Genomic DNA, 25,185 nt, shown 5'->3' on the forward strand with positions numbered 1-25,185 from the left:
CTGTCCCCGCCTTCCGGGCCCGTTTGGGGCGACGTTTGGAGGCCACGGTCAATACACCCCCGGCGTGAGATTGCCCCGCCTTCCAGGCCGCTGGCGGTCACGCGAGGGATACGCGGGCCACAGGCCTTCGATGCGGCCGACAGCCTCCAGGCGCCGGAGGATGGTGGAGCGGATGTAGTGCTCCACGGGAACGTCGTGCCGCTGGCAGTAGCTCACCAGCTCGCCGGCCGCTTCAAGGGGGAGATGCACCGTGAAGGCGGCGACGGTCGGCGATGCCTTCTTGGGGGGGGCCATGGTCAGAGGGCAGCGGGGTCATCGATGCCCAACTTGCGCTTGAGCTCAGCGAAGCGATGGGCGCTTGCCCGCTGCGCCATCGCAGGCGGGTGACCGCAGGCGAGGCCCACGGCCATGAGGCCGTCGCGCTCGATCGCCTGGTGCAGGCGGCGCAGGCCATCAGGGCTCATTTCGTACTGATCGGCGACGGTCATCGGCTTGGGAGGTTCTGGCCCAGCCTTCCGGCGACTGGCACACCTGGGGGCGAGTCTCAACAAGGACAGAGCTTCAGGGGCCTGATCTTGGACACGAATCACACGATGAGACGGGAAACGGGCCGATTTCGGCGGGGATGAGACGCCCGGATCGTGGCTGCAGCTGGGGCGACTGGCACACCAGCGGCGGATCATCTGTGTTCTGCGCAGGTTGGCGGCAGGCACTTGGCCAAGCCGATCTCCTCGCGGGTATCAGGAGGAGACTCTCCATAAACGGTTGATCTGGTTGGATCCCCTGCACTGGAATGGATCTGGTGGTTGCTGAAAGTGGTTGGCGATGGTTGGCGTAGTTGGGGTTCCAACCGTCACCAACCGCCTACTCCAACCGGGAGAACCCTTGTAGCAACTGCGCTCCAACCAGTTCAACCACTTTTCAGCCATCTGCCCCTGTAAGCGCACCAGGGCGGATGGTGTAGACGGTCGTGCCGTACGCCTTCCCTTGCTTCAACAGGCCCTTCCTCACCATCGCCCAGCACTGCTTACGGATCAGCTCCACCTGCGGCTTGGTGGGGGCGTCCGTGTTGTACACGATCAGGGCGATCTGGCGGACGGCGGCCCCCTTCGGATCAGCGATCGCACCGATTGCTTCAAGCACCTGCCGCTGTTGCTCCGTCAGCGCCTGGACCGTTTCTGCCTGCCGCTCATCCGCCAGCAGCTCCGCTATGGCCTTCTGGTACTCCCCGACCACCTCGAAGGTGCCCCGCTCGAAGTCCCCACGGATCAGCAGATCCTGGAAGGGCGCCCGCCCCTCAACCACCATCCGGCGGTGGGGGTTCTCTTTGTCGGCGATCCAGACCTTCTTCATCGGACACCGCTTCTCCATGAAGTGCAGGGAGATGCAGGCAGACACGGCGCCGCCAGCAGAGCCATGGCCACGGATGGCCTGGATGCCGATAGGCCCGGTGTCCTTCGGCGAGTGGAACAGGCATACGTGCGTGACGCCATAGGGCGCCAGCAGGGTCTGCACGTCGATGAGGGCACCGCCGGCCTCCGGTTCCTGATCGCTCCCGTAGATCCGCTGGATCGAGTGGAAGAACGAATCCGTGATCAGGACCAGCCCCGGTTCCGCTGCCGCGTGCTCCAGCAGGAGGTCCGCCCCAGCGTCGTCCCAAGCCAAGTCGTCCTCCTCCGTGTAGAGGCGGACAATCTGCGGGTGCAGCGTCCCATCAGGCTCCATCAGGCCCACGGAGCGCAGATAGGCGGCTGAATCAGCAGCGGGCTGGTCTACCCACCACAACAGGATGCGATGGGGCCCTGGGGCCACAGGAAAGCGCCCCATCAGCGGGCGGCCAAAGATCAGGTCTGCAGCGAGGCGGGCAGCGAGCTTGGTCTTGCCCACCTTGTTGTACGCCGCGATGCCGGTCAGGCATCCCTTAGCGATCAGGCCATCCACGAGCCACTGCTTCTCCGTGATCCGCGCCTTCTCCCCCCCGGCGGTGCCCTTCTCCGCGTCACCCATCACCATGGCGCGTTGGATCTGAAGGATCCGCTGTCGCGTCTGCGATGGGGATACACGGAGTCCAAGCTCCCCGGCCAGCGTGGCGGCCTTGATCTGCCGTCGGATGCTGTTTCTTTCGTGACTCGGGTGCGCCGGGTCGAGCATGGATCGGATGACCGCTTCCCACTGGTCGATGGGTGCCAAGTCTTGCGCTGACGGCAAGGCATGCACCGTCGCCAGTTGTTGTGCCTCCTCCACCGCCAACCTGGCCAGTTCTGGGTCCCAGACGGTCATGGCCGTGCCTCCGCCGTTCGGGGCAGGTCAAGCTCATACAGCGCCAGCACGATCAAATCCTGCGGTTCGTATGGCCCCATGTCTGGGGGTGGCGGGTCGGGCTCGCCCTCTGGCAACTGAGGTGACCCGGACGAATAAACGCTCAACCGGTATCCCCATGACGTTGCCCAGCGGTCGGCGTCGGCCGCCTGATACGCCAGCTCACGGTGCTTCCCCAGCAACCACACCTGGAACTGCTCCAGCGCCGCGTGCCCTTTCGCCATGGCCGCCAGCTGGGGCAACATCCCTGCGGCCTCCTTCAGCGCCAGCTGGATAAGCTGATGCACCTCCGGGAACTCGTCATCACGCAGGTGATCAAACGGCGGTACCGCCAGCGCCTGCTCAATCAGCGGCATCAGCACCGGGATCTTCCCGGCGACGATCTCAGCCTGCGAGCGCTGCACTCTGAGGCGTTGCGACCGTGGAAGATGCTGGTGTTGTTCATGCAGCCGGAACTGCCCCCAGCCATCTGCATCGCCGAGAAAGGCCCATTCCTGGCCATCTGCGCCAGGTCCGTGCTCACCTTTGCGACATGCCCAGGTAGGAGGGGCGTAGGTGCTTCCTCTCCAGCACAGAACCAGGCCGCTAGGGGTGACCCTGCATGAGGTGTCATGTGTGCGGCCGCAGACCGCGCACGCGCTTTGGCGACTGCTAACGATCCAGCCGCCACTTGGAGAAGCCGCCATCAGCGCAGCCCCCCTGCGGCCTTGGAGAGCTCCTCCCGGCTGAATGCTTCAACGGAAGCGGGGTCCACCCGGTTGAAATCCGTGAAGGCTGCTTCACAACGATCACCATGCCACTGGAAAGGTGCACGGGTTGTCAGACCGCCCCTTCGGTAGTGAGTTCCTTCGAGAAAGGGATTGAACGGGGCAGCTCGAAGACGAAGAAGGGTCTTGGGGTGAACGCCGAGACGACCCGCCATTTCGGCGGTATCGAGCCACGGCTCGGGGCATGGGCGCATCACGAAGTCTCACGAGGAACTTTTTAGCGTTCCTGGGGACAGTGTTGTGGCTGAGAAAGCCTGCAGCTTCAGGGACTGGCCAAAACGCCACGCACCCACGAAGCATGCTTCGAGAGAAGGAAGCGCTGCATCAGCCGCTCGGCGGTGGAGTCTCCAAGCTCCTTGCGGACCATCTTTACGTACCAGAGGAATTCATCTCGATTTCTGCCCCGGATTGCCCTCCGTAAGGCATCTGGAGGATCCCAGCCAAGGAATCCAGCATCTAGACATTCTTCAACAGGGGTCAGCTTTGCTTCCTGGAGTCTGCCCCTCATCCGTCTGACCATCTCAGGCGTTAAGCGCTTCCCAGAAGACGTTCGACAACCTGCTGCGAAGAGGTCTTGACTCAGTGCAGCAAGACTCTTGCCCTCCCCCTGCTCAAGCACCTCTCGGTAAATGAGCGCCTTCGTGACTGCTTGATGGTGAGACTTCTGGTTTTCCTCTTCACGTGCAGGCCGAAGACCGCCAAGGGACACACCACGTGCGGCCGCCCGCCGCAGCCCCCGGCGGATGCTTGCCCCGTGTTCCTCAGGAATCTGCATTGACAGCACTCCTCCCAAGAGAAGATCGGGGCCCAAGGGACCACTTGCACACGATTTGCACACAACGCCCAAAACAAGATGCTGTGAGACGACCAAGACCGCCGGCTGGGCCATTGAAAAGGCCCCTTCCAGGGCCCATGGGTCATTTGGGTGACAAGGCTGACCTCACCCCGTCTCCGTTAAGAGTGTCAGGCAGCCACGGGGGCGGCTTGACGGGAGAAACGAACGATGTTGTTCGCTGTTACGGGTTCGCTCTTACCGAGCAGGCTTCAGTCACCCTCCTCATGCCCCGTCGAAACCATTGCAGCCCCGGGATGACGCACCGCCGGGGGGGCGGTGGGTCGGGGGAATGGAGCTGAGCGGAATCGAACCGCTGTCCGAGACACTGGTGTGGACCACCTAGTTCGTCCGAAGACGAGCTTGTTCATCCTGCCACCTCCCCGCCAGCGCAGCCGCGGCCGCAGGCGGTGGGCATCCCCGTACAAGGGGACCGCCAGCCAGCAGCATGGGGCGATGGCCAGCCCCTCCTCTTTCGACGTCATCGCCGTGGTTCCCCCGGGGCTGGAGGAGCCGGCGGCGGCGGAACTGACGGCCCTGGGCGCCCATGAGGTGCGCCCCCTGCGGCGCGCCGTGGGCCTGCGGGCCGATGCGGCCACCTTCTACCGCCTGCACCTGCAGGCCCGGCTGCCGTTCCGCTTCCTGCGCCAGCTGGCCCGCTTCCCCTGCCGCGGCCGCGAGGAGCTGTACGGCGGCGTGCAGCACGCCGCCGACTGGGAGCGCTGGCTACCGCCCCAGCTGAGCTTCCGGGTGGAGGCCAGTGGCAGCGTGCCCGGCCTCACCCACAGCCACTACAGCGCCCTGCAGGTCAAGAACGCCCTGGTCGACCGCCAGCGCCAGGTGTGGGGGTCGCGCTCCTCGGTGGACCTGGACGATCCCGACCTGGTGCTGCACCTGCACCTCAGCCCCGGCCGGCCCGGCGGCAGCGGCCCCGAGGCGGTGCTGAGCCTCGATGGCGGCGGCGCCAGCCTGCACCGGCGCGGCTACCGGGCCGCCATGGGCCTGGCCCCCCTCAAGGAGAACCTGGCCGCCGGCCTGATCGCCCACACCGGCTGGGACGGGACGGTGCCCCTGGCCGATCCCTTCTGCGGCTCAGGCACCTTGCTGATCGAGGCCGCCTGCCACGCCCTCGGCCGTGCCCCCGGCCTGGAGCGCCGCTTCAGCCTGGAGCGCTGGCCCGATTTCGATGCCGCCCTCTGGCAGCGGGAGCGGGCCGCCGCCCAGGACCTGGCCCGCAACAGCCTCCCCGATGGGGCGCCCCTGGCGGCCGTGGTGGGCATGGAGCGGGATCCGGCCGTGCTGGCCATGGCCCGCAGCAACGCGGCGGCGGCCGGTGTGGCCGACTGGGTCGAGCTGCAGGAGGGGGACTGCCGCGATTTCCGCCCCCCGGAAACCCCCGGGGTGCTGGTGTGCAACCCCCCCTACGGCGACCGGCTCGGTGCGGACGACGACCTGGAGGCGCTCTACGGCGATCTGGGTCGGATGGTGAAGGAGCGCTGCGGCGGCTGGACCCTGTGGCTGCTGAGCGGCAACCCCGCCCTCACGGGGGCCCTGCGGATGAAGGCCAGCCGCCGGGTGCCGGTGAGCAACGGCGGCATCGACTGCCGCTGGCTGCGCTACGACATCCGCTGAAGCGCACGCGGGCCCCGTTGCCTCAGCAGCGCTGCTAGCGGTGGGTCCTGCCTCCGCCACCGCCAGAGCCATGGCCTCACTCTTTGAAGCCCTCAAGCAGGACGTGCTGGCCGTGGAGAAGGACCCGGCCCTCGACACCGGCCAGGCCACGATGGCCCTGGTAAGGGAGTGGCTGGCCTGCCACGAACCGGAGATCAGCGCCCGCAAGCTGGCGGCACCGACGGAGTTCAACGGCACGCTGATGCAGTGGTTCCACTGGTACAGCGACGGCGACGGCGGCCACTGGCGGCGGCTGCGCCAGGAGGCACCGGCCCTGGCCAGGGCGGGCATCACCGCCTTGTGGCTGCCGCCGGCGGGCAAGGGGGGAAGCGTGTGGGACGTGGGCTACGGCACCTACGACCTGTTCGACCTGGGCGAATTCGACCAGAAGGGCACGGTGCGCACCAAGTACGGCACCAAGCAGGAGTACCTGGAGGCCATCGAGGCCTGCCACGCCGCCGGGATGCAGGTGTACGCCGATGTGGTGTTCAACCACAAGCTGAACGCCGACGAACAGGAGCAGTACCGCGCCACCCCCTACGACCCCGGCGACCGCAACCGGCCCCTGGGGGAGGAACGCACGATCAGCGCCTGGACCCGTTTCCGTTTCGATGGCCGCGGCAACAATTACTCATCCATGCAGTGGCACTGGCACCACTTCGACGCGGTGGATCACAACACGCTCGATCCGGGATTCCGGGCCGTCTGGCGCACCCAGGGCGCCGGCTTCGAGGGCAACGTCGATCTGGAGAAGGGCAACTACGACTACCTGATGGGCAGCGACCTCAACGTGAACCATCCGGAGGTGCGCGGTGAGCTCAAGCACTGGGGCCGCTGGAGCCTCGACCACGTGGGGGCGGACGGCTTCCGGCTGGATGCGATCAAGCACATCGCCAGCGATTTCTTCCTCGACTGGATCAGCGAGCTGGAGAGCCACGCCCAGCGTGATCTGTTCGTGGTGGGCGAGTACTGGACCTACAACATCGAGAGCCTCCACTGGTATGCGGCCAACACCGGCGGCCACATGAGCCTGTTCGATGCGCCGCTGCACATGAACTTCCACCAGGCCAGCCGCAGCGGGGGCCAGTACGACATGCGCCGGCTGCTCGACGGCACCCTGATGCAGCAGCTGCCCCTGCTGGCGGTGACCCTGGTGGACAACCACGACACCCAGCCGCTGCAGGCCCTGGAGTCGGTGGTGGAGGCCTGGTTCAAACCCCTCGCCTACGCCGTGATCCTGCTGCGTGACCAGGGCTATCCCTGCATCTTCGGTGCCGATTACTACGGCGCCGAGTACACCGACAGGAAGGACGGCCAGGAGTACCGGATCGTCCTGCCCAGCCACCGCTACCTGATCGACCGCTTTCTGCTGGCCCGCAGCCACTGCGCCTATGGCCCCCAGTACGACTATCTCGACCACGTCAACACGATCGGCTGGACGCGCCTGGGCACCCCGGGGCACCCGGGGGCCATGGCGGTGCTGATGAGCGACGGGCCCGCCGGCCACAAGTGGATGGAGGTGGGCAAGCGCCACACCACTTTCCGCGACCTGACCGGGCACATCCAGGCACCGATCACCACCAACGGCGACGGCTGGGCGGAATGGCACTGCCCGGGGGGCTCGGTGTCGGTGTGGGTGGAGGAGGCGGCGCTGGCGGAGATGGGGGTCACCCTCTGACCCCGGGGGGTCTGGCCTACCCAGGGCGGGCTGGGGGGGGCCCGGCGGCTACCGCAACGCTCGCCCCATCAGCAGCTGGGGCTCGACGCTCGCGACCCCCTCCAGCTGCCGCAGCCGCGCCACACACCCCAGGGCATCGGCCACGCGGCCACTGCGGGCCCGCAGCCAGGCGGCCTCGGGGGCATGGTCGGCGGCGGCGGCGATGCGGCAGCCCGCCTGCTCCAGGGCGGCGCGGTGGGCCAGCGCCGACTCCCCGGGCCGGAAGCGGATGAACAACTGGCCGGTGGGCACGGCCAGGGCACCTGTGCCGGGCTGGGCATAGACCGGGCTGAGGGACTGGCCCGCGGCCAGGGGGCCGGCGGGGACTCCGGGCAGCACGGCGATGGCTTCCGGCTCAAACGTCAGCAGCCCTTCGGTGGTGGGCAGGGGTTCTCCGTGCAGGGCGTACCAGCCGGGCTTCTGCTCGAAAGCCACCGGCCGCTCCGCGCCGACGAGGATCTGCCGGGGGAAATCGTCGAAGGACGTCGCGGGGCCCATGGTCACCTGGCGGCCGCTCCGCTGCTCCTCCACGCTATCCAGCCACACAGCAGCGCCAGAGGGTCTCACCTCTGAAGAAGGGTGAAGAATCCCCAGGCCTGTGACGGCTGATCACGTCCTGTTCCGCCGGCTTGAATTCGCCAGCTGATGCGCGGAGAGTGATCGCCGCAGCGATGACACCGCGATGGTTCAGGTTCGCTACGGCGGCAAAGATGCGGCCCCCTACGCCCTCGATGTCAGCGACAATCACCTCGTCGTCCGCACCCTCAACCGCCAGGCGGTGATGCCGGAGCGGCCCTTCGAAGTGGCGCCGGTCAGCGCCGAGGCGCACCTGATCCTCGCCCAGTTCGAGTGCCTGACGCGCTTCCGCGAAGCGGGGGTCGAATTGTTGAGTACCCGGGCCCTCCAGGCCGATGGGGCCCTGCGCGATGCCGCCCGCAGCCTGCTCAAGGCGGAGCCCGGCATCGACTTCGCCGGCCGCGTTCTGGTGGATGGCCAGGGCCGGCCCGTGGTCTACACGGAGAACCTCTTCGTCAAGTTCGACGACGACGCCGAGCTCGAGGCCTGCGAGGGTGTGCTGCAACGCCTGGGCCTCGCCATCAAACGTGGCCTCAGCTATGCCCGCAACGCCTATTTCGTGGCCGCTCCAGGCAACAGCGGGCTGGCGGTGTTCGCAATCGCCGAAACCCTGCTGGGCGAGGAGAGCGTCGCCCTGTGCCATCCGGAACTGGTGAGCCCCAGCCGCCAGCGCCGCCAGGCCTTCCCGCCCGAGTGGCATCTGAAAGCCACCGCCGTCAACGGCCGGCTCGTTGATGCCCACGCCGAGGTGGAGGCGGCCTGGGCCCTCAGCGACGGCAGCGGGGCGATCATCGCCGTGGTGGACGACGGCTTCGACCTCGACCACGAGGAGTTCCGCTCCTCCGGCAAGATCGTCGCCCCGCGGGATGTGACCCGCCAGAGCGGCGACCCCCGCCCCGGCCGCGGCGACGACCACGGCACCGCCTGTGCCGGGGTGGCCTGCGCCAACGGCCAGTTCGGCGCCACAGGCGTCGCCCCCGGCGCCCGGCTGATCCCGATCCGGCTGGCCTCCGGCCTGGGCTCCCAGGCGGAGGCCGACGCCTTCGTGTGGGCGGCCCGCAATGGCGCCGATGTGATCTCCTGCAGCTGGGGCCCGCCGGACGGGGCCTGGTGGGACCCGAACGACCCGGCCCACCGCCAGGTGGTGCCCCTGCCGGATTCCACCCGGCTGGCGATCGACTTCGCCACCACCCAGGGCCGCGGCGGCAAGGGCTGCGTGGTCCTGTTCGCGGCCGGCAACGGCAACGAGAGCGTCGACAACGACGGCTATGCCAGCTACGGCAAGGTGATCGCCGTGGCGGCCTGCAACGACCTCTCGAAGCGCAGCGCCTACAGCGACTTCGGCCGGGCCGTGTGGTGCAGCTTCCCCAGCAGCGACGGCCGCCCCTCCCTCACCCCCGGCATCTGGACCACCGACCGCTCCGGGGTGGCGGGCTACAACCAGGGCAGTCCCCAGAAGGGGGACCAGACGGGCCACTACACCAACTCCTTCGGCGGCACCTCCAGCGCCTGCCCCGGCGTGGCCGGGGTGGCCGCCCTGGTGCTGGCCCGCAATCCGGCCCTGCGCTGGGACCAGGTGCGGGAGATCCTGCGGCAGGCCTGCGTGCGCATCGACCCCACCGGCGGCAACTACGACGCCAGCGGCCGCAGCCCCTTCTACGGCTACGGGCGGGTGAGCGCCCGCCGGGCGGTGGAGCTGGCCCGCCCGCCCCAGCCGGCGGCGGCCCTGGTGTTCCAGGCGGTGCAGGACGTGCCGATCAACGACTTCCAGACCGCCACCCTCACCCTGCCGGTGGCCGCCCCGGGCCCGCTGCAGTCGATCCGGGTGGCGGTGGATCTCGACCATACCTACATCGGCGATCTGGTGGTGCGGCTGCTGCCGCCCGCCGCCCTGGGGGCCGCCCCCGTGCTGCTGCACGACCGCTCCGGCGGCGGCACCGACAACCTCAAGGTCACCTACGACGCGGTGAATGCCCCCGCCCTGGCGGCCATGAAGGGCAAGGACCCCAGCGGCACCTGGACCCTGGAGGTGTCCGACACAGCCCGGGCCGACCGGGGCACCCTGCGCAGCCTGCGGCTGGAGATGGGCTTCTGAACCTGGCAGGCCTCAGAACTTGCCGGTGATCGCCCGGGTGGTGCGCATCAGGCCGGCGGTGGTCTCCGGCAGGTAGGGGCCCTTGAGCATCTGGCCGCCGATCCGCAGGCTGATCCCGGCCAGCACCAGGTCGATGGCGGCTACGGCAGCTGCGGCCTGCAGCCAGCTGAGGCTGAAGGCCTCGCGGATCCAGAGCAGCAGCACCAGCTCGGCCGCCACCAGGGCCAGGGTCATCAGGGTGAGGCCCATGCCCAGCATCACCCCGCCGCCCACCAGGCGCCGCTTTTCCTTATCGGCCTCCTGCAGGGCGATGCGGACGTGCAGGTCCATCACCGAGCTGATCAGGGCCGTGACCCGGCTGAAGTTCGGACCCGTCATGCCGAACGCCGACCCGACGACAGCAACAGCCCCACCAGCAGCCCCACGCCGGCGGCGATGCCGAGGGCCATCAGGGGCCGCTCCCGCACCGGCTTCTCGATCCGGGGCCGCAGGGTGGTGTTGAGCTCGTCGAGCAGGTGCTCCAGCTGCTCCTCCAGGGGCCGCAGCGAATCCACCACGTGGCCCGCCTGCTCACCGGTGACGTTGACCAGATCGAGCAGTTGCTGCTTGACGCCGGCGGTGGTGAGCCCGCTCTGGCGGCTGATCACCTCCACCACGTGGTCGAAGCTGCCCCGGGTGGCCTCCAGGGTGTGGCGAGCCACCTCAGGCCACTCCTTCTGGATGCTGGGCAGCAGGCTCTCGAAGCGTTCGCGGAACAGGTTCTGCGCCTGCTGGGCCTCGCCGCTGCCGGCGGGCGCCGGGCCCGGGGCGGGGGCCGCCGGGGACTCGACAGGGGTGGTGTCCGTTTCCATGGGGCGCTCCGTGCGACGGCTGCACGGCATCACCGTAGGAAGAAGGGCTTGTGATCGTCAGCACCTCGGTTAAATTCGGCCTGCTCGGCGCACGGGCCTGTTGGTTCACATCAATCAGGTCGAGCTCACCCACTTCAAGTCCTTCGGCGGGTCGATGACCATCCCGCTGGAGGAGGGCTTCACGGTGGTGACGGGCCCGAACGGCTCCGGCAAGAGCAACATCCTTGACGCGGTGCTCTTCTGCCTCGGCCTGGCCACCAGCCGCGGGATGCGGGCCGAGCGGCTCCCCGACCTGATCAACAGCGCCGTGCTGCGGGAGGGGAAGGCCGCCGAGACCAGCGTCACCGTGCGCTTCGACCTGGGCGACTGGCAGCCGGACAGCGCAGAGGACGGCCTGGACGTCCCCGAACAGGGCCCCTGGCTGCAGCGGGGCCAGCGGGAGTGGAGCGTCACCCGGCGGCTGCGGGTGGCCCCCGGCGGCACCTACAGCAGCAGCTTCAGCGCCGATGGGGTGCCCTGCAACCTGCAGCAGCTGCAGACCCAGCTGCGGCGCCTGCGGGTCGACCCGGAGGGCAGCAACGTCGTCATGCAGGGCGACGTCACCCGCATCGTCTCGATGAGCGCCCGCGACCGGCGCGGCATCATCGATGAGCTGGCCGGCGTGGCCCTGTTCGACTCCCGCATCGAGCAGAGCCGGGGCAAGCTCGACGAGGTGGTCGAACGGCAGGAGCGCTGCCGCATCGTCGAGCAGGAACTGCTGGCGGCCCGCCAGAAGCTCGAACGCGACTGCGCCAAGGCGCGCACCTACCAGGAGCTGCGGGAGCGCCTGCACCAGGGGCGCCTGCACGAGCAGGTGCTGGCCTGGGAGGAGGCCCGCACCCACGGCCTGGCCCTGGCCGGTCGCCTGGAAAGCCTCGACCGCCAGCAGGAGCAGGAGCGGGAGGCGATCGTCGCCGGCGAAGCCGAGGTGGTCGCCGCCGCCGCCGCCCTCGAGCAGCTGCAGGCGGAGGTGAAGACCCTGGGCGAAGACCAGCTGCTGGCGGTGCAGGCCGAACTGGCCGGTCTGGAAACCAGTGGCCGTGAGCTGGCCCGCCAGGCGGAGCTCCATGGCCAGCAGGCCGAGGAGCTGCAGCGCCGCCGCCAGCAGCTGCAGCAGAACCAGGCGGAGCTGCGCCGGCAGCAGCAGGCCCTCGGTGAGCGGGCCGACGACGGCGCCATCGACCGCGCCGAGGCCCTCTGCCGCGACGCCGAAGCGGCGGTGGAGCTCTCCCGGCGTCGCCTCGGGGAGGTGGCCGGACGTTCCGGCAGCTGGCTGGAGGAGCAGCAGGAGCGCAGCCGCCGGCGCCAGGAGCTGCAGGAGCGGCTCGCCCCCCTGCTGGCCGAACGCCAGCAGCTGGAGGAACGGCTGCGGCAGGCGGGTGAACGGCTCGAGGAGCTGGGCGGTGAGGAGCTCCAGGAGGACGCGGCCCATGGGGAGGCCGCCGCCGCCCTGGCGGCCCTGGCGGAGCAGGAGCGCAGCCTGCGGGCCGCCCTGGAGGAACGCCAGGAGCAGGCCCGGGAGCTGGCCGAGGCCGTGGCGCTGCAGCAGCGCACCCGCGTGCGGCTGGAGCAGGAGCAGACCAGCCTGGAGCGGGACATCGCCCGCCTCGACAGCCGCCGCGAGACCCTGCAGGAGAGCCGCGGCACCGGCGCCCTGCGCCTGCTGCTGGAGGCGGGGCTGGAGGGGATCCACGGCTCGGTGGCCCAGCTGGGCGAGGTGGAGGAGCGGCTGCGGGTGGCCCTGGAGGTGGCGGCGGGGGGGCGCCTGGCCCAGGTGGTGGTGGAGGACGACCGCATCGCCGCCCGGGCGATCGAGCTGCTCAAGAGCCGCCGCGCCGGCCGCCTCACCTTCCTGCCCCTCAACCGCATCCGCGGTGGCAGTGGTGGCTCGGGGGGGGCGGCCCTGCAGCGGGGCAGCGCCGGCGGCAGTGGCGGGGCCGGAGGCCTGGTGGGGCGGGCGGTGGATCTGATCCGCCACGAGCCCGTCTACGCCGACGTGTTCCGCTACGTCTTCGGTGACACGCTGGTGTTCGCCACCCTCGCCGACGCCCGCCGGGAACTGGGCCGCTGCCGGGCCGTGACGCTGGAGGGGGAACTGCTGGAGAAGAGCGGCGCCATGACCGGCGGCAGCCTGCAGCAGCGCTCGGGCCAGCTGGGCTTCGGCCGCAGCGGCGACGGCGATGAGGCCGAGCCGCTGCGGCAGCGGCTGCTGGAGCTGGGGGAGAGCCTGCTGGCCTGCCGCCGCCGTGAAGCCGAGCTGGGCCGGAGCCTGGAGGAGGTCCGGCCGGGCCTGCTGGAGCTGCAGCAGCGCCAGGCCGCCCTCCAGGCCGAGCGCAGCGCCGCCGAGCGCACCCTGGCCCCGCGGCAGCAGCGCCGCGACCAGGTGGCCGGCCGGCGGCGGCAGCTGCAGGAGGCCCACCAGGCCGACCGCGGCCGGATGGGGGTACTCGAGCAGACCCTGCCGCCCCTGCGCCAGGCCCTGGCGGAACTGGAGGAGGCCGAGCGCGCCGCCAGCGGCAACGACGACAGTGCCCGCTGGCAGGGGCTCCAGGGTGAGCTGGAGCGGGCCGACCGGGCCCTGGTGGAGGCCCGGCGCCAGCGGGACGACCTGGAGGCGGAACGGCGTGACCGGGCCCTGGGGGCGGAGCGGCTGGGCAGCCAGCTGGAGGCCCTCGCCGGGGAGGAACGGCGGCTGGTGGAGGCGGTGCAGGCCCTGGTGGCCGAGCGCCAGCTCTGGAAAGAACGCCACCAGGCGGAGCAGGAGCGCCGCACCCTGCTGGAGCGCCAGCAGAGCGAGCTGCAGACCCGCTTCGGCGAACGGCGCCGCGCCCGCGACGGGGCCGAAGCCCACCTGGCCGGCCGGCGCCAGGCCCTGCAGCAGCGCCAGTGGGAGCTGCAGCGGCGCCAGGAGGAGCGGCTGGCCCTGGCCGAAGAGCAGCGCAGCCACGGCCTGCGGCTGGCCCAGATGGAACGGGAGCTGCCCGACCCACGCCCCGGGCTGCCCGAGGAGGTGCGCGAGGCCGGCCTGGAGGCGCTGCAGCAGAGTCTGCGCAGCCTGCAGCAGCGCATGGAGGCGCTCGAGCCGGTCAATATGCTCGCCCTCGAGGAGCTGGAGCAGCTGGAGCAGCGGCTGGCCGACCTGGACGACCGCCTGGAGGTGCTCAGCAAGGAGCGGGAGGAGCTGCTGCTGCGGATCGAGACCGTGGCCACCCTGCGCCAGGAGGCCTTCATGGAGGCGTTCCGGGCCGTCGACGGCCATTTCCAGACGATCTTCGCCGGCCTCTCCGACGGCGAGGGCCACCTGCAGCTGGAGAACCCCGAGCAGCCCCTGGAGGGCGGCCTGACCCTGGTGGCCCACCCCAAGGGCAAGGCGGTGCGGCGGCTGGCCTCGATGTCGGGTGGTGAGAAATCCCTGACCGCCCTCAGCTTCCTGTTCGCCCTGCAGCGCTTCCGTCCCTCGCCCTTTTATGCCCTCGACGAAGTCGACAGCTTCCTGGACGGGGTGAACGTCGAGCGGCTGGCGGCCCTGATCGCCGCCCAGGCGCACCAGGCCCAGTTCATGGTCGTCAGTCACCGCCGGCCGATGATCGCCGCGGCCACCCGCACCATCGGCGTCACCCAGGCCCGCGGCTCCCATACCCAGGTGGTCGGTTTGCCGCCGGCGGCCTGAGCCGACCGCGTGGGCCACAATGGGCCGACCAGGCTGTTCCAGGCCGTGAAGTCGCTCCCGTTCCCCCTGCCGTCCAGCCCCGATCTCCGGATTTGACCTCCCCGATTCCCCCCTCCACCGAGCCCGCCGCCCCCAGCGACCGCCTCTGGCTGCGCTCCGAACTGATGGGCACCCAGGTCATCACCCGGGACACCGGCCGCCGCCTGGGCGTCGTCGGCGAGGTGGTGGTCGACATCGACCGGCGTGAGGTGATCGCCCTCGGCCTGCGGGACAACCCCCTCACCCGTTTCCTGCCGGGCCTGCCCCGCTGGATGCCGCTGGACCGCATCCGCCAGGTGGGTGACGTGATCCTGGTGGATTCAGCCGACTCCCTGGCCGAGGGGTTCAACCCCGAGCGCTACAGCAAGGTCATCAACTGCCAGGTGATCACCGAGTCCGGCGAACAGCTCGGCCGCGTGCTCGGCTTCAGCTTCGACATCGAGACCGGCGAACTCACCACCCTGGTGATCGGTGCCCTCGGCGTTCCCCTGCTGGGGGAAGGGGTGCTCAGCACCTGGGAGATGCCGGTGGGGGAGGTGGTCAGCAGCGGGCCGGACCGGATCATCGTCTACGAGGGGGCCGAGGAGAAGCTCAAGCAGCTCGGCACCGGCCTGCTGGAGAAGCTGGGCATCGGCGGCGCCAGCTGGGAGCAGGAGGAGCGGGACCGGTTCCGCACCGGGGCCGTTCCCGCCGAGAACCAGCTGCCCGCGGGCCAGCCCACGGTCCAGGAGCAGCGCCGGATCCAGCCGGCCGCCAGCCGCAGCTTCCAGCCCGCCGAGGAACTGGAGTACGTGGAACTGGAGGAGCGGCGCGAGCGGGAGCCCCTGCGCCAGCGCCGCTACCTCGACGACGACCTGCCGGAACCGCGCCAGCGCCCCGAAGCCCGCCCGGCCGAGGCCTACGGGCGCGAGGGCGAGCGGATGGCGCCGGACCGCTACGACGACCGCGTTCCTGACCGCACCCCCGACCGCATCCCACCCCAGCGCTACGGCGAGGAGCGCTATCCCGAAGAGCGCTACAGCGAAGATCGCTACAAAGAAGACCGCTACCCCGAGGAGCGCTACCGGCCCGAGCGCGGTTACGAGCCGGAGCGGGATCGTCCTGAGCCCCCCCGGGGACGGGAGCCCCAGCGGGACCCCTACGCCCCCCCCGAAGAAGCACCACCCCGGGAGGCCCCCCGCGCCAAGGAGCCGGTGGATGTGGAGCCCGAGATCCTCGACGACCCCTGGTGAAAGGGCAGCCGCCCCGCCTCAGCCCTCGCTGAACTGCAGCGACGCCGAGTTGACGCAGTAGCGCAGGCCGGTGGGGTTGGGCCCGTCGTTGAAGACGTGGCCGAGGTGGGCGTCGCAGGTGGCGCAGCGGATCTCGGTGCGCTCCATGCCGTGGGAGCGGTCGGTGTGGGTGGTGATCGCTCCATCACTCACCCCCTGCCAGAAGCTGGGCCAGCCGGTGCCGGAATCGAACTTGCTGGCGGAACTGAACAGCTCGCTGCCGCAGCAGACGCAGTGATACATACCGGTGGCCTTGTTGTTCCAGTAGGCGCCGGTGAAGGCCCGCTCGGTGCCCCCCTCGCGGGCCACCCTGTACTGCTCGGGCGTCAGCTTGGAGCGCCAGTCGGCATCGGCGGGGACAGTGCTGGCTGAGGTGGTGGAATCGCTCGGCTGCATGGTGGCGAGCCCCGCATGGGGCCATGGTGAGCTGAATCCTATCCAGATCGCACAGGCACACCGGAGCGCTCCGGCGGCGGCAGCAGGCCCCGCACCATGGCCGCCACCGCCGCCACGGCGCCCGGCTGGCCCCGCAGGCTGCGCAGGTCGTCGGCCATGGCCGCCAGGCGCTCGGGATGGTCCAGCCAGTCGGCGGCCTCGGCGGCGATCTGGGCCGGTTCGATCGGCCCCACCCGCTCCGGCACCACGGCGCGGCCGGCGGAGATGTTGGGCCAGGCCAGGAAGCCGCGGTGGCGCATCCGCCAGGCCGTGAGGGCCACTCCCACCAGACGCCGCAGCAGGGGCAGCCTGGCCACCAGCCCCATCCAGCCGTCCCAGGCCTGCATCACCGCCAGGTGCTGGGTGGGCACCAGCACGATCATCGGCACCGCCAGGGCGCCCAGCTCGGCCGTGTTGGCCCCCACCGTGGTGAGCGCCAAGGCGCACTGACTCAGGGCGGCATGGGCGGGATGGCGCTCCAGCAGCAGGATGCGGGTGCCGGCCGCCGTGACGATCTCGTCGCCCTGGAGCTGGGGCTCACCGGCTCCCTGGTGGCGGTTCAGCGGGTTGGAGGGGCCGCCGTAGGCCAGCAGTTCCCGCACCGAGGTGGTGGGGGCCACCGGCAGCAGGAAGCGGCAGCCGGGCCGCAGGGCCGCCAGCCGGTCGGCGGTCTCGAGCAGGAAGGGCACCCCCACCAGCAGCTTGGCCCGCTTCGAGCCGGGCAGCAGGGCCACCCAGTCGCCGGGCGGGAGTGGATCGTCCTGGCGGGCCAGGGTCGAGAGATCGGCCATCAGGTCTCCCACCACCGTGGCCCGCTGCCGCCAGCGGGGGGCCAGGCGGCCGGCCGCGGTGGGCCCCATCACGGCGATGCGGTCGTTCCAGCGGGGCCAGCGGGCCACCCACTCGGCATAGGTGAGGTGGCGGTAGCCCAGACGGGCCGACAGCAGCACGGTCCAGAACTGGTCGCCGCCGAGGAACACCACCACGCCCCGCTCGGGCCAGGGGCCGTGGCGCCGGGGCCGCAGCAGCATCCACCAGAACCGGGAGGCCGGCAGCACCCGCTCGAACAGGCCCCAGCCCTCGGCCACCCGATGCTCCGCCCCGGTGGCGTTGGGGCACGGGACCAGCACCAGCCGCAGGCTGCAAGGGGCGCCGGGATCGCGGGGCCGCAGGGGCTGCAGCTGATGGAGCTGCTCGGCCAGCGGGCGCACCCAGGTGCTCAGCTCGCCGGGGCCGTTGCTGACCAGCACGATCGCGCTCGCGGCGGCTGGAGCGGAGACCGGCGACGGCTGGGTCAAGAGAACCGCAGGTTCCGGGGGACGGGGCTGGAGAAGAAAAATGCGGATGGCGAGACTTGAACTCGCAAGGCCGAAGCCACACGCCCCTCAAACGTGCGTGTCTACCAATTCCACCACATCCGCGTGGTCGGATCGGGCCGGGGCCTTCACCGACTGAGCAATATACGCACAGGCTTCCCCACCCCCGGCGACCCCTAGGCAGGGGTGGTGCCGGTGAGCACTGATACAGTCCGCCCCGGCACGGCCGCACCCCCGCCAGCCCCTTCGCCCGGACCTGCACGGATGCCCATCGGCAAGCTGCTGATCGCCAACCGCGGCGAAATCGCCCTCCGCATCCTGCGCAGCTGCCGGGAGCTCGGCATCGCCACGGTGGCCGTCTACAGCACGGTGGACAAGAACGCCCTGCACGTGCAGCTGGCCGATGAGGCCGTCTGCGTGGGGGAGGCCCCCAGCAGCCGCAGCTACCTCAACGTTCCCAACATCCTGGCGGCCGCCACCTCCCGCGGCGCCGACGCCATCCACCCCGGCTACGGCTTCCTGGCGGAGAACGCCGACTTCGCCGAGAAGTGCCTCGACCACGGCCTCATCTTCGTGGGCCCCTCACCGGCCTCGATCCTGGCCATGGGCGACAAGTCGACGGCCAAGATCACCATGCAGCGGGTGGGTGTCCCCACGATCCCCGGCAGCGAGGGGCTGCTGGAGGATCCCGCCGAAGCCGCCAGCCTCGCCGCGGCCATGGGCTACCCGGTGATGATCAAGGCCACCGCCGGCGGTGGCGGCCGGGGCATGCGCCTGGTGCCCGAGGCCAGCCAGCTCGAGGGCCTGTTCCGGGCCGCCCAGGGGGAGGCGGAGGCCGCCTTCGGCAACCCGGGCCTCTACATGGAGAAATTCATCGACCGGCCCCGGCACGTGGAGGTGCAGGTGCTGGCCGACCGCCACGGCAACGTGGTGCACCTGGGGGAGCGCGACTGCTCGATCCAGCGCCGCCACCAGAAGCTGCTGGAGGAGGCCCCCAGCCCGGGCCTCGATCCCGACCTGCGCCGCCGCATGGGCGAGGCGGCGGTGGCGGCGGCCCGCAGCATCGGCTACGAGGGCGCCGGCACGGTCGAGTTCCTGGTGGACCGCAGCGGCGCCTTCTACTTCATGGAGATGAACACCCGCATCCAGGTGGAGCATCCCGTCACCGAGATGGTGACGGGCATCGACCTGATCGCCGAGCAGCTGCGCATCGCCGGCGGCGAGCCGATCTCCGTTCGCCAGGACGAGATCCACATCACCGGCCACGCCATCGAGTGCCGCATCAACGCCGAGGATCCGCGCCACAACTTCCGGCCGGCCCCGGGCAAGATCACCGGCTGGCTGCCCCCCGGCGGACCGGGGGTGCGCATCGACAGCCACGTCTATACGGGCTACGAGATCCCCCCCTTCTACGACTCCCTGATCGGCAAGCTGATCGTCTGGGGGACCGACCGGGACCATGCGATCCGACGCATGCGCCGGGCCCTGTCGGAATGTGCCGTGACGGGGATTCCCACCACCATCGAGTTCCACCTCGCCCTGCTGGATCGCAAGGAGTTCCAGCGCGGTGAGGTCTGGACCAAGTTCGTCGAAGAGGAGATGCTGAACCGCTGAGCGGGCCCCAGCTCAGCCTCCTGACCCCAGCTCAGCCGACTGACTGGCTGCGCAGCAAAGCGAGGGTGACCAGCCCCTGCTGACCCACCAGCAGCTCCCGCAGCAGGCTGATCAGCCCCACCCAGATCACCGGGGTCACGTCGACGCCGCCGATGGGCTGGATCAGGCGGCGGGTGAGGGCCAGAACGGGCTCGGTGGGTGCGCCCACCACCCGCATCACCCCCTTGGTGAGGTCCACGCTCGGGTACCAGGTGAGGACGATGCGGAACAGGAACAGCAGGGTCCAGCCCGCCAGGACCAGCCCCAGGGCCAGGTGCAGCAGGGGCAGGGGCGCCAGTGCGGAAAGGGCCGGGGCCGTCACAAAGCTCTAAGCGTCGGAACCCCGATCGTAGGAAGCCGCCGTCACTGCCTAGGATCCGCCGAGCTGTCCGGAGCGAACCCCTGCCATGACCCCTTCCCTCGCCAACTTCCTCAGCAGCCTCGGTTGGGGCGCGGTCATCGTGGTGATCCCCATCTCCATCGCCCTGGTGCTGATCAGCCAGAACGACCAGCTCGACCGGCGCCTCTGATCCGACGGCCCCCCTGCGCCTGCCGATGACACGGTGGGCGCGGTCCTTAGAGTGGGGCCCGTCGCCCGGGTGAACCGCCGTGGTCAACGCCAGCCTCAACTGGGCCAGCATCGTCGGCATCGTCCTGGCGGTCGGTGGAGCCTTCCTCTACTTCATGAGGAGCTTCAAGCCGGCCCTGGCCCGGGACTACGACGTGTTCTTCGCCGCCATCGGCCTGCTCTGCGGCGGCATCCTCTTCTTCCAGGGCTGGCGCCTGGATCCGATCCTGCAGTTCGGCCAGTTCCTGCTGGCCGGCACCACGGTCTTCTTTGCCTACGAGAGTGTGCGGCTGCGGGGGGTGACCACCGAGCAGGCCCGCCGCTCCTCCTACTTCGACGACGAGGAGCCCGCCGCCCCCTTCCGGCCCCGTGGTGGCCTCGGCGGTGGCCGCAGCTGGGACGACGAGCCCGACCGGTTCGATGAGCCCGAACCGCTTCGGCGCCGCATCCCCTCCCGCGAGGAACCCGAGGACGACTTCTACCGGCCGCGCCGGCCCAGCCGGGCCGCCATCCCCGAGCGGGCCGCCAGCCGTCGTGACGAGCCGGATGCCTGGGACAACCCCAGGGGCGACCGCGCCTCGGGCCGGCCCGAACGTCCCCCCCTCGACGACCGCCCGGACCGCACCGCCGGCCGCTACAGCGCCGCTGGCCAGGGCCGTTCCGCCACCAGTGATTTCGGCGCCCGTCGCCGTGACCGCGACAGCGCCCCGGAACCCCGCCGCGGCTCCCGCCCGGTGGCGGCGGCCGATGCGGCGCCCCGCTCCACCCGCCGGGGCACCGCCCCGATGGGCCGTGAGCCCGGCCCCGCGGCCGCCGGCCCCCCGGGAACCCCGATGGGCACCCCGATCCGCCCCAGCTCCCGCGGCGGCGCCGCCGATGACGTCAGTGATGCCGACTTCTCGCCGATGGCCAGCGGCCGGCCCCGGCCCGCGGCCCCGGAGACCCGACCGCCGGCGACTGAGCCGCCCGCCCGTCCCCCTGGCACCAGGGACAACAGCTCCCGTTTCGACGACTGAGGCCCCGCGCTGCCGGCGGCGGCGCCCCGCTGGCACCCGCCTTCCCCTGCTGGGGGTGGCGCTCCTGGCCCTGCTGCTCTCTGGCTGCGGCAGCTGGAGCTGGGGCCGCCGCAGCGCTGGTCCGGTGGGCTGGGGCAGCGCCGATCGCCAGGATCCGGCCCTCAGCGGCAACGGCCGTGTGCTGGCCAGCGTGGTGCGCCGGGACGGCCGCGACACGGTGCTGCTGCAGGAGCAACCCTCCGGCACGGTGCTGCCCCTGCGCCACCTGCAGCGGCTGCAGCCCCACCGCTCCCCGTCCCTGAGCTGGAACGGCCGCTATCTGGCCCTGCTGGTGCAGGAGGGCCCCCAACGGCGGGTGGTCATCGAGGATCGGGCCACCGGACGGCTGCACCGCCTGCCGCTGCCGGGCAGCCTGGCGCCCGACAGCCTCAGCCTGGCCGCCGACGGCCGGCGCATTGCCATCGCCACCGAGGGGGACGGTCGCGCCCGGGTGCAGCTGTACGACCTCACCGCCCTGCTGGAGCCGGACCTGCCCGCCGGTCTGCCCGTGCGGGGCACCCCTGGTGAGGCCCCATGACGGCGGGGGCCAGCAGCCGGATGAGGGCGGCAGCGGTGGCGATCGTGGCGGCCCTGCAGCCACTGCTGGCGGGCTGCATGGTCCCCCTCCCCCAGCCCCTGCTGGGGCTGAACCAGCGCCTCGAGGCGGCCGGCCCCGCCCGGGCCCCCTCCCTCGCCGGCGACTGGCTGGCCCTGATCGTCAGCAGGGGCGGCCGCGACCGGGTGGAGCTGGTGGACCTGCAGCGCCAGCAGCCGGTGCCCCTGCCGGGCCTGGAGCGCCCCGACGCCCAGCCCCTGAGCGTGGCGGTGGATGGTCGCGGTGAGCGGCTGGCCCTGGTGCGCCAGCTGGAGGGGCGCACCGAGCTGGTGCTCTACCGCCGCAACCTGATGGCCCTGCAGCCGGTGCCGCTCCAGCCCCCCGGCGTGCCCCGGCGGGTGTCCCTGCGGGCCGACGGCCGCGAGCTGGCGGTGGAGGTGAGCCGCCAGGGCCAGTGGCAGGTGGATCTGATCGCCGTGCCCTGATCAGGGCACCAGGCCCGCCCAGTGCAGGAAGGTGTCGTGGCTGAGGGCTTCGACCAGCAGCACGGCGACGAAGCCGAGCATGGCGAAACGGCCGTTGACCCGCTCGGCGTAGCCGCTCCAGCCGAAGGCCGGCACCTCGGAGGTGGTGGCGCTGGTGGCGGGCGGGATGGCGGCGGCCGGGGATGCGTCGGCTGATGGGGTGGCGGAAGGGTCGCTCATCGGATCAGTCCTGGCGGCCAAAGGTATAGCCGGCCGCCGGAAGCAGGCGCCAGCCGGCGTTGCCATCCAGCTCCAGCACGGTGTCGTGGTAGGCGGTGAGGGTGGGCCGGTGGCCGACGCTCACGAAGGCCATCTCCCGCTCCACCAGCAGTTCGTAGAGCGCCTTCTCCGTGGCCACGTCGAGGGCGCTGGTGGCCTCATCGAGCACCACGAACCGGGGCGAGTTGAGCAGCAGGCGGGCAAAGGCCAGGCGCTGCTGCTCGCCGAGGGAGAGCAGCCGGGGCCAGTCCTGCTTGATGTCGAGGTCGGGATAGCGGTGCACCAGCTCGGGCAGGCGCACCTCCTCAAGCACGTGGCGCAGCTGCTCGTCGCTGAAGCGGTCGGTGGGCTGGGGATAGCAGAGCTGCTCCCGCAGGCTGCCCAGCAGCATGTAGGGCTTCTGGGGGATGAACATAAGCTCCCCCACCGGCGGCCGCTGCACGTTGCCGGCGGCGGGCGGCCACAGGCCGCTCACCAGCCGCAGGAAGGAGGTCTTGCCGCAGCCCGACGGGCCCACCACCAGCAGCCGCTGGTTGGCGGTCACCTCCAGGTTGAGGTCCTGCACCAGCAGGCGGTTGGTGCGCGGCGGCACCAGATCCACATGGCTCACCAGGATCGATTCGGGACGCACGGCGCCGGCACCCGCCCCCATGGCGCCACCGGCGGAGGCCTGCTCGGCGGCGACGAACTCAGCCATCTCGGCACTGATCGACTCCACCTTGCCCTGGAAGCCCTCGAGACGGCTGATGGAGGCGGAGAAGGCGGCCAGCCGATCGATGTTGTTGACAATGTAGCTGACGGAGAACAGCACCTGGGAGAAGGCGATGCTGGCCTGGCCGAAGACGCCGAAATCAACCTCCTTGGCGAAGTAGATCGGCGCGATCACCAGCCAGGGGAGGAACCGGGAGAAGTAGTCGTAGGAGCGCTGGATGACGCTGATCAGCGCCTCCCAGATGATCAGACGGTTGTAGTTGACGATCACCCCGTCCAGCCGTCGTTCCCCCTCCTTCTGCTCCTGGCGTTCACCCCGGTAGAAGGCGATCGATTCGGCGTTGTCGCGAATGTGGACCAGGCCATAGCGGAAATCGGCCTCCAGCTTCAGCTGCTGATAGTTGAGGTTCACCAGCTTGCGGCTGGCAAACACGATCAGGGCCGTGCCGCCCACCGAATAGGCCAGCAGCCACAGGGCCAGGGTCTGGTTGATGCTCCAGAGAACAATGATGAAGCTGAAGAAGGTGAGCAGGGCGGAGATGATCTCCACCGTCACGCTCAGGCTGGTGGCGGTGAAGCTGGCCGCATCCTGGGAGATCCGCTGGTCCGGGTTGTCGATCTCCTCAACGCTTTCATCGTTGGGGTTGAGAACGTAGTAGGCCCGGTTGGTGAGGTAGCGGCCCAGCATGCGGCCGCTGAGCCACTCCCGCCACAGCAGGCCCAGCTTGGGAATCAGGTAGCTCTGGATGGCACGGATCGGCAGCGCCAGCACCAGGCAGAAGGCGTAGATCGCGACGATCTTCCAGAACTCCTCCGCCTTGTACGCCACCAGGGCGTTCTCGATGTTCCGGGCGATGAAGCTGATGCCGACGTTGATGCCGTTGATCACCAGGATCAGCAGGGCGATGATGCCCAGCAGCAGCCAGGGCAGCCAGCGCCCCTGGCGCAGCTTGGCCCGCAGGCTGATGAAGGCGCCCAGGCCGGCGGCGAACAGCACCATGATCACGATGCCGATCGGCCCTTTCCACACCGCCGCCACCTGCTCGGGCACCCCGGGCAGGAAGCGGTTGCGCAGCTCGGGGATCCAGGCCCCGGCCGCGGCCACCACCCCGGTGAGCAGCAGCAGGGTGAAGCCCACCACCACCGCCAGCAGGGCCACCACCAGCAGCAGAAACTGGCCGCTGCCGCCGCCGCCTTCATCGAGGGGCAGGAAGTAGGGCTGGGCCAGGCGCTGCAGCTTGCCCAGCTGCTCGCGAAGGGCCTTCAGGGGGGTCATGGGCGTGGGCGGATCGCGCTATTCTCACCGCCGGCCCGACCCGGCCGGGGCCGCGGTGTGCAGCCGGTGATCAGCCCGGCGGCCAGGCCAGCGGGCGGCCGCCGATCACGTGCAGGTGCAGGTGGAACACGGTCTGGCCGGCCTCGGCGCCGCTGTTGATCACCGTGCGCCAGCTCTCGAGTCCCTCCAGCCGGGCCACCTTGGCCGCCACCAGCAGCAGGTTGCCCAGCAGGGCCTGGTGCGCGTCGGTGGCCTCCCCCAGCTGGGGGATCGGCTCGCGGGGGATCACCAGCACGTGCACCGGCGCCTGGGGATTCACATCCCGGAAGGCGAGGCAGAGGTCGTCGGCATAGACCTCCTGGCAGGGAATCTCGCCGCGCAGGATGCGGCCGAAGATGGTGTCGCTGCTGGCCATGGGACGCCGCGGAGTGGTCAGGAGGTGGCACTGAACGGGCAGTGGGCTCCGAAGGGATGTTGGCACGGTGCAGCAGCGGGGCCCTGCGGGGCGTGGAGGCCCTGCCGGTGACGGTGGAGGTGGACATCGCCCCGGGGCTGCCGGGGCTGCGGGTGGTCGGCCTGGCGGATGCGGCGGCCCAGGAATCGCGGGAGCGGGTGCGGGGGGCGCTGCGCAACGGCGGCCTGCGGGTGCCCCTCACCCGGGTGGTGGTCAACCTGGCTCCCGCCGACCTGCCCAAGGCCGGCCCCGGCTTCGATCTGCCCATCGCCCTGGGGCTGCTGGTGGCCAGCCAGCAGCTCGCGGCCGCCCAGGTGGAGGGGGTGTGGAGTGCGGGGGAGCTGGGTCTCGACGGCCGGCTGCGGCCGATCCGGGGGGTGCTGGCCCTGGCCCTGGCGGCGCGCCGACACGGGGCCCGGGCCCTGGTGGTGCCGGCGACCAATGCCACCGAGGCCGCCCTGGTGGAGGGGCTGCCCGTCTGGGGAGCCGACCATCTGGGGGAGGTGGTGGCCCTGCTGCGGGATCCTGGTTGCGCGGCGGCGCCCGTGGCAGCGGTCGCGCCGGAGCCACC

General features: G+C 70.7%; 24 protein-coding genes and 1 tRNA gene. 11 read left to right on the top strand and 14 right to left on the bottom strand.

The genetic code is table 11. From position 1 onward, the window contains the following. Window positions 1–48: 48 nt before the first annotated feature. The 4 genes from CJZ86_RS13390 to CJZ86_RS13405 form a co-directional block, all read right to left on the bottom strand. On the bottom strand, window positions 49–294 hold the full coding sequence (locus tag CJZ86_RS13390; RefSeq protein ID WP_094586610.1) for a hypothetical protein: 246 nt from the start codon (window positions 292–294) through the stop codon (window positions 49–51). A gap of 2 nt (window positions 295–296) precedes the next feature. Then, window positions 297–488, bottom strand: a complete 192-nt coding sequence (locus tag CJZ86_RS13395) for a hypothetical protein (protein WP_094586611.1) — start codon at window positions 486–488, stop codon at window positions 297–299. Between the two features lie 433 nt (window positions 489–921). Continuing rightward, window positions 922–2,280: an AAA family ATPase gene (locus CJZ86_RS13400; protein ID WP_094586613.1), complete on the bottom strand. Its 1,359-nt coding sequence runs from the start codon at window positions 2,278–2,280 to the stop codon at window positions 922–924. Next, the gene (locus tag CJZ86_RS13405) at window positions 2,277–2,723 is read right to left on the bottom strand and encodes a hypothetical protein (RefSeq protein ID WP_094586615.1); all 447 of its coding nucleotides are present in this window, start codon (window positions 2,721–2,723) and stop codon (window positions 2,277–2,279) included. The genes CJZ86_RS13400 and CJZ86_RS13405 overlap by 4 nt, the downstream gene beginning before the upstream one ends. Before the next feature lie 1,651 nt (window positions 2,724–4,374). Here CJZ86_RS13405 and CJZ86_RS13415 point away from each other — a divergent pair. Further along, a complete protein-coding gene (locus CJZ86_RS13415; protein WP_094586617.1) occupies window positions 4,375–5,550 on the top strand; it encodes a THUMP domain-containing class I SAM-dependent RNA methyltransferase in 1,176 nt (391 codons plus the stop codon). Window positions 5,551–5,620: 70 nt separating this feature from the next. Continuing rightward, a complete protein-coding gene (locus CJZ86_RS13420) occupies window positions 5,621–7,267 on the top strand; it encodes an alpha-amylase (protein WP_198960149.1) in 1,647 nt (548 codons plus the stop codon). A 48-nt stretch (window positions 7,268–7,315) separates the two neighbouring features. Here the strand turns inward: CJZ86_RS13420 and CJZ86_RS13425 are convergent, their stop codons facing one another. Further along, a complete protein-coding gene (locus tag CJZ86_RS13425) occupies window positions 7,316–7,873 on the bottom strand; it encodes a hypothetical protein (protein ID WP_233134024.1) in 558 nt (185 codons plus the stop codon). Between the two features lie 115 nt (window positions 7,874–7,988). On the opposite strand from CJZ86_RS13425, the gene CJZ86_RS13430 reads away from it, so the two are divergent. Beyond that, window positions 7,989–9,977: a S8 family serine peptidase gene (locus tag CJZ86_RS13430; protein WP_094586621.1), complete on the top strand. Its 1,989-nt coding sequence runs from the start codon at window positions 7,989–7,991 to the stop codon at window positions 9,975–9,977. A gap of 12 nt (window positions 9,978–9,989) precedes the next feature. Here CJZ86_RS13430 and CJZ86_RS13435 read toward each other — a convergent pair whose 3' ends face one another. Both CJZ86_RS13435 and CJZ86_RS13440 read right to left on the bottom strand, forming a co-directional pair. Continuing rightward, window positions 9,990–10,355, bottom strand: coding sequence for a phage holin family protein (locus tag CJZ86_RS13435; protein WP_094586623.1), 366 nt, complete (start codon window positions 10,353–10,355; stop codon window positions 9,990–9,992). Further along, complete coding sequence (locus tag CJZ86_RS13440; RefSeq protein WP_190612223.1) at window positions 10,352–10,828, bottom strand: glycine zipper domain-containing protein; 477 nt, start codon at window positions 10,826–10,828, stop codon at window positions 10,352–10,354. Before CJZ86_RS13440 ends, CJZ86_RS13435 begins: the two co-directional genes overlap by 4 nt. Window positions 10,829–10,928: 100 nt before the next feature. Between CJZ86_RS13440 and smc the strand changes: the two genes are divergently transcribed. Further along, the gene (gene smc, locus CJZ86_RS13445) at window positions 10,929–14,537 is read left to right on the top strand and encodes a chromosome segregation protein SMC (protein WP_094586625.1); all 3,609 of its coding nucleotides are present in this window, start codon (window positions 10,929–10,931) and stop codon (window positions 14,535–14,537) included. Between the two features lie 164 nt (window positions 14,538–14,701). Further along, window positions 14,702–15,808: a PRC-barrel domain-containing protein gene (locus CJZ86_RS13450; protein WP_502690437.1), complete on the top strand. Its 1,107-nt coding sequence runs from the start codon at window positions 14,702–14,704 to the stop codon at window positions 15,806–15,808. Between the two features lie 18 nt (window positions 15,809–15,826). On the opposite strand, the gene msrB is transcribed toward CJZ86_RS13450, so the two are convergent. From msrB to CJZ86_RS13465, 3 genes are all read right to left on the bottom strand, one after another. Further along, window positions 15,827–16,243 carry a peptide-methionine (R)-S-oxide reductase MsrB gene (msrB, locus tag CJZ86_RS13455; protein ID WP_094586629.1) on the bottom strand — a complete coding sequence of 139 codons (417 nt, stop codon included), beginning with the start codon at window positions 16,241–16,243 and terminating at the stop codon, window positions 15,827–15,829. Window positions 16,244–16,281: 38 nt separating this feature from the next. Beyond that, complete coding sequence (locus CJZ86_RS13460; protein ID WP_094586631.1) at window positions 16,282–17,580, bottom strand: glycosyltransferase family protein; 1,299 nt, start codon at window positions 17,578–17,580, stop codon at window positions 16,282–16,284. A 41-nt stretch (window positions 17,581–17,621) separates the two neighbouring features. Further along, window positions 17,622–17,703: transfer RNA gene (locus CJZ86_RS13465), tRNA-Leu, on the bottom strand. Between the two features lie 159 nt (window positions 17,704–17,862). Between CJZ86_RS13465 and accC the strand changes: the two genes are divergently transcribed. Then, window positions 17,863–19,212, top strand: coding sequence for an acetyl-CoA carboxylase biotin carboxylase subunit (accC, locus tag CJZ86_RS13470; protein WP_094586633.1), 1,350 nt, complete (start codon window positions 17,863–17,865; stop codon window positions 19,210–19,212). 31 nt (window positions 19,213–19,243) lie between these two features. Here accC and CJZ86_RS13475 read toward each other — a convergent pair whose 3' ends face one another. Continuing rightward, window positions 19,244–19,573, bottom strand: a complete 330-nt coding sequence (locus tag CJZ86_RS13475) for a YggT family protein (protein WP_094586635.1) — start codon at window positions 19,571–19,573, stop codon at window positions 19,244–19,246. 85 nt (window positions 19,574–19,658) lie between these two features. Between CJZ86_RS13475 and psbX the strand changes: the two genes are divergently transcribed. From psbX to CJZ86_RS13495, 4 genes are all read left to right on the top strand, one after another. Continuing rightward, window positions 19,659–19,781 carry a photosystem II reaction center X protein gene (gene psbX / locus CJZ86_RS13480; protein ID WP_094586637.1) on the top strand — a complete coding sequence of 41 codons (123 nt, stop codon included), beginning with the start codon at window positions 19,659–19,661 and terminating at the stop codon, window positions 19,779–19,781. A 79-nt stretch (window positions 19,782–19,860) separates the two neighbouring features. Next, a complete protein-coding gene (locus tag CJZ86_RS13485; protein WP_094586639.1) occupies window positions 19,861–20,835 on the top strand; it encodes a Ycf66 family protein in 975 nt (324 codons plus the stop codon). A 55-nt stretch (window positions 20,836–20,890) separates the two neighbouring features. Further along, on the top strand, window positions 20,891–21,412 hold the full coding sequence (locus CJZ86_RS13490) for a TolB family protein (RefSeq protein ID WP_094586640.1): 522 nt from the start codon (window positions 20,891–20,893) through the stop codon (window positions 21,410–21,412). Next, the gene (locus tag CJZ86_RS13495; RefSeq protein WP_233134025.1) at window positions 21,409–21,915 is read left to right on the top strand and encodes a TolB-like translocation protein; all 507 of its coding nucleotides are present in this window, start codon (window positions 21,409–21,411) and stop codon (window positions 21,913–21,915) included. The genes CJZ86_RS13490 and CJZ86_RS13495 overlap by 4 nt, the downstream gene beginning before the upstream one ends. Here CJZ86_RS13495 and CJZ86_RS13500 read toward each other — a convergent pair whose 3' ends face one another. From CJZ86_RS13500 to CJZ86_RS13510, 3 genes are all read right to left on the bottom strand, one after another. Beyond that, window positions 21,916–22,134, bottom strand: coding sequence for a CAB/ELIP/HLIP family chlorophyll-binding protein (locus CJZ86_RS13500; protein ID WP_198960150.1), 219 nt, complete (start codon window positions 22,132–22,134; stop codon window positions 21,916–21,918). Window positions 22,135–22,138: 4 nt separating this feature from the next. Further along, window positions 22,139–24,160 carry an ABC transporter ATP-binding protein/permease gene (locus tag CJZ86_RS13505; protein WP_094586644.1) on the bottom strand — a complete coding sequence of 674 codons (2,022 nt, stop codon included), beginning with the start codon at window positions 24,158–24,160 and terminating at the stop codon, window positions 22,139–22,141. 70 nt (window positions 24,161–24,230) lie between these two features. Further along, window positions 24,231–24,575, bottom strand: a complete 345-nt coding sequence (locus tag CJZ86_RS13510) for a histidine triad nucleotide-binding protein (RefSeq protein ID WP_094586646.1) — start codon at window positions 24,573–24,575, stop codon at window positions 24,231–24,233. A 56-nt stretch (window positions 24,576–24,631) separates the two neighbouring features. Between CJZ86_RS13510 and CJZ86_RS13515 the strand changes: the two genes are divergently transcribed. Continuing rightward, on the top strand, window positions 24,632–25,185 hold a 554-nt coding region (locus CJZ86_RS13515; protein WP_143594162.1), incomplete at its 3' end, for a magnesium chelatase domain-containing protein.

Source organism: Synechococcus sp. BO 8801 (assembly GCF_002252675.1).
In the GTDB taxonomy this organism is placed as follows: Bacteria; Cyanobacteriota; Cyanobacteriia; order PCC-6307; family Cyanobiaceae; genus Cyanobium.